The following is a 4,016-nucleotide window of genomic DNA, read 5'->3' as shown; positions in this document are numbered from 1 at the left end:
TTCCTCAAAAAATTTCATTATTCAAGCTTAAAACTAACTCAATAAAAAATTAGGCTATTTCCTTAATTTCATATATTAGAAAAAATTTCAGCTCTCATCATGAAAAATAGTTATCAATCGATAACATAAAATTATCCTTTATAACTTCCATAATAAAAAAATGATAAAACGCGAGAGACTCAATTTTCACTCATTAGGAAAAAATCTTCACGTAATTCCGTTCCCTTGCATTAAAATAATATGTGAATTTTGCTATCCGATGATAAAAAAACAGGCCCAATTAATGAGCCTGCTTCGAAGTTTAATAATTATCCAGTCAGATTATAGATTGTGGGAGTATACAAAGCAATTTACTTGGAAATTTATTATTCTCCTTCCTCTTCATGATAGAGCTATTTCCTAGAAAAGTAGAATTATTAGCAACATATACGTAGGCTATTTTTTCACCACCTTCTTCTCCTATTAGTTGAAGATAACTACCTTGTCCATTACGTGGAAAAGAATTTCCATCATTTGGATAATCATTCAGCAAAGAATATTTGCCAGGCTTAGAACTAAAATAACCCAGCATATCCGGAGAGACTGATCTTAATTTACTGAGATTAAAAACTTTGCTTGGTTCAAGAGTTTCACATGAACTGTTTTTATCCCCTAGTTTCGCATTAATATCAACAGAATAACCTGGAATCAAAAAATATCTCTTAGGATTGAATTGATATGAAACAATATACTTTTCTCCTGTTGTCTTATTAGTAACCTTAGCGGTGACTTTTACTGGTTCAGGTTTGAATTTTTGAGGAGGGAACACCAAAACCGGCCCGCCTACACTTGATTTCACCTCAATAGAAGAGCCTGCTGGAACATCATATTGAATATCGTATTTATCATTATCATTATTATAAAGCCCCTGATCGAACACATTTCCAGGGCCATTGGAAGTTCTATAAGTCAATACATATTGCATAAAATTCATGACAGTAAAAGGTCTTCCCAAAGATGACAGGTTAACGGGATAATTACTAGCAGAGCCGTCAGCCACCATCGACATTACATTTGCTTCCCTTTCTACCTCATTGAAACGCACTTTTTTAGCTTTCGCAGACAGGGACTTGTTATTAATCTTAACGGTTACCTGTGCCTCCACACCGTCAAGTCCCGCGCTACTTACCAAAGATGCCGTTAAATACCCCTTATCATCGGTCGTATTCTGCACATCGATAAATATTAAACTCTCTGGTGGGTCGTACTTATCAGACACCACTTCCCAGGAAATATCTTTAAATGTCTGATTTTTGATCGGCTTCCCGTTTTGCGAATCTAACAGCAATACCTTATAGGCAAATTTATTCTCCATATCCGCAGGCAGTGGTCCCTCAGGCGATACTTCCACTGAACCTTTAATTACAGCATCAGAAGGGTCCTCTGGAATAAAGTCAAAAAGCTGAGATTGTATTGCTACTCCGCCATTGAGGGTGAGTCCTACTCTGGCATTTTTAATTCCCTGCGTACTTCTCAATACTGCCTTTAATTTTCCCTGACTATCCATCTTACTATCCACTGCGGTTATTGATGCACCCGGTGCAGCAGGAAGTGAGATTATGTTCCAGACAGGGACTACGGTTGGATCTTTATAAGGCTGACCATCTTTACCGGCCACTGTCGCAGTAACCGTGTATTCGCTGCCATTTGCTTTGAGTGAGGTAGATGACGCTTCAAAATCAAATGTAACGTTCAGTTCTTGCTTATCTTCAACAAACTCTACGGGATCAAAATAGACAGGTGCATCAGATGCGGGGGGTATCCTTCCATGATCTGTATTCACTCCATACCCATCTTCGTTCTTTATCACAACGCCTACCTTAACGGTCTGAGCTTTAGTACTCTGCACTGTGGCAAAAAGTTGCCCTTGTTCAAGTGTCCCTTGTTTATCTGAAGAAAAGGAATTTTGTATGATCACATCGGTGCTCGGCTCCGTAACCCATTTAACAAAGGAGTCTGGGCCTAAGTCACCATTAACCGGAGCACCAAATTCATCGACTACCACAGCCCTGAAGATGTAAGCATTGTTTGGGTTGTTTGAACCTTTAATGAAAACAGGGCCATTCGGTGCAGATTCCATTTGAGTAAGGCGTAATGAATATTGGCCAAAACTAATGGGTTCCGTTTTATTTACCAGTATCTTAGGTACTCCCGGAATTTCAAGATACACCTTGATATCTTTTGCCGGTCTAACGGAAGTTAATTTCACAATCAATTGACCCTGCGAATTGGTTACATTAGGATGCGAATCAAATTCGGGCACATAGACATCAAGATTTTCAAGATCTTCTTCTGTCGGCATACCCGGATATTCATAGGTCCATTTAGCCTCCTTAAATTCGGTATGACTGAGTGGGTGATTGTCTTTTCCGCTACTCACGGTTACGGTCAATGTATACGGTGCATTGCCATCAGCACCGACAGGGCGGTTGGCGGTAACGCTTGTCTTCACCGATATGGGTTCAACCACCACGTGTATTATTTTCTTTCCGGACTGCTTGCCTGTTTCGTCCTCTGCAACAGCAAAAATTTCGTAACTGTTTGTACCTTTGGGATTATAATTCGGCAGAGTGAGGTCAATAGTCTGACCACCTTCAAGAGGAATATTGCCCTTATTCTCATAGAATGCCCCATCGGCTGACCAGGTTACCGTTTTAATGGATTTATCCGCTCTGATGTCTGCGGTTATTTGCCTTTTCTCGCCGCTATATCCGGTGATGGTGTCAGGCAACATCATTTCCAGTATGGCTTTTTTCCTGTAATCCAGAACAATGTTGTTATTCCTTTCAACCAGATCATAACGGCTTCCGGCCAATGTACGCATAGAATCCACGCTATCTGTCGAGAGCTGGACCCCCAGAGGCACACCAAATCGGTAGTTCAGATTGGCCAGGAATAAGGTTTCGCTATGCCCGCCACTGCCATGCTTATAGTCCACTCCCATTGTCACCAGCGGGACAGGCGTATAACTCAACCCGAACCGGGCAAGGCTGGGGTTTTTCTGTTTGGTGCTGCGATTGAACAGAGAAACGTTATCGCCAAAGTACTGCTCATAACCCAATTTTCCCCCCAGATTGGGATAAGCAGGCAGGAAAAACTCACCATTGAGATCAAAACCATTGGCAGGACGTTCTTCGAAATCTTTATCTTCCATAGACTGATGCCAGTCACTCAAACGCAAATAGGTATTGGCAGAGAGTTTGACATAATCTGCCCAGGCTTCGCCCCCTAACCCCATACGCTTATTTTTACCCGTGACGTCATAATCGTAGAAAGTATTTAAACCATACATCCAACCGGGAGTGAAATAACGCCCCCCCAAACCGAAGTTTACGGTATTTCGGCTGTCTTTATTCCGATAGCCAACCTGAGAAAAAAATAGCCAATCCGCTTTATTGTCATAAAGCGGCAGCAGAAAATCTATTGAGCTATTATCCAGTTTACCTTTTCTATCCATGGAGAAATTAATTTTTGCTGTACCAAACTGAGACAGCCATTTTTGTGCCTCCCCGGTGACTGTGCTATTTAATTTACCCAGCGCGTAAGATTTGGCTTGTTCGGTCAGTTGCGATGGCGAGGATGTCAGAATACCACCAACCTTTTGCAGGTTTTGGGCGATCAACTCCATGTTCACATCTTCCTTATTATCTCTGTTATCTTCATTTTCTGTTCTCTGTAAAGATCGCTCTTTTACCTGATGCTCAGATTGATCTTCCCCCACAGCCAGAGCACCCATGGGTATAAAGGGTAAAAATAAAGAATATATAAAAACCGAAAAACGAGTGAACTTATTACTCATGTACGAGTCCATATATAAATACCTCATAAAATATGAGCCATTGAGCAGATTTTAAGTATTAGACGTCAGATAAACTTAAAAAAAACAATATTTCTATGCACTTAACATACATTAGGAAAAGTTTTATCATTATGCGTAATGAAAAATTATTATTGCCTGATAACCAAAAGTAATCTTA

At 40.4% G+C, this 4,016-nt stretch carries 1 protein-coding gene; it reads right to left on the bottom strand.

The window, feature by feature from the left end:
* Positions 1-316: 316 nt before the first annotated feature.
* Entirely contained in the window at positions 317-3,838 is a 3,522-nt protein-coding gene (locus AB204_RS20980; RefSeq protein WP_053067953.1) for an inverse autotransporter beta domain-containing protein, read from the bottom strand.
* Between the last annotated feature and the right edge of the window lie 178 nt (positions 3,839-4,016).

It is taken from the genome of Xenorhabdus khoisanae (assembly GCF_001037465.1).
GTDB classification, from domain to species: Bacteria; Pseudomonadota; Gammaproteobacteria; order Enterobacterales; family Enterobacteriaceae; genus Xenorhabdus; species Xenorhabdus khoisanae.
The sequence above is the reverse complement of the archived record's forward strand: the minus strand, read 5'-3'. Positions and strand labels throughout refer to the sequence as shown.

What these genes read in the sequence shown, in the direction of transcription:
- AB204_RS20980 (WP_053067953.1), bottom strand. Translation starts at nt 3,838, where the DNA reads ATGAGTAATAAGTTCACTCGTTTTTCGGTTTTTATATATTCTTTATTT.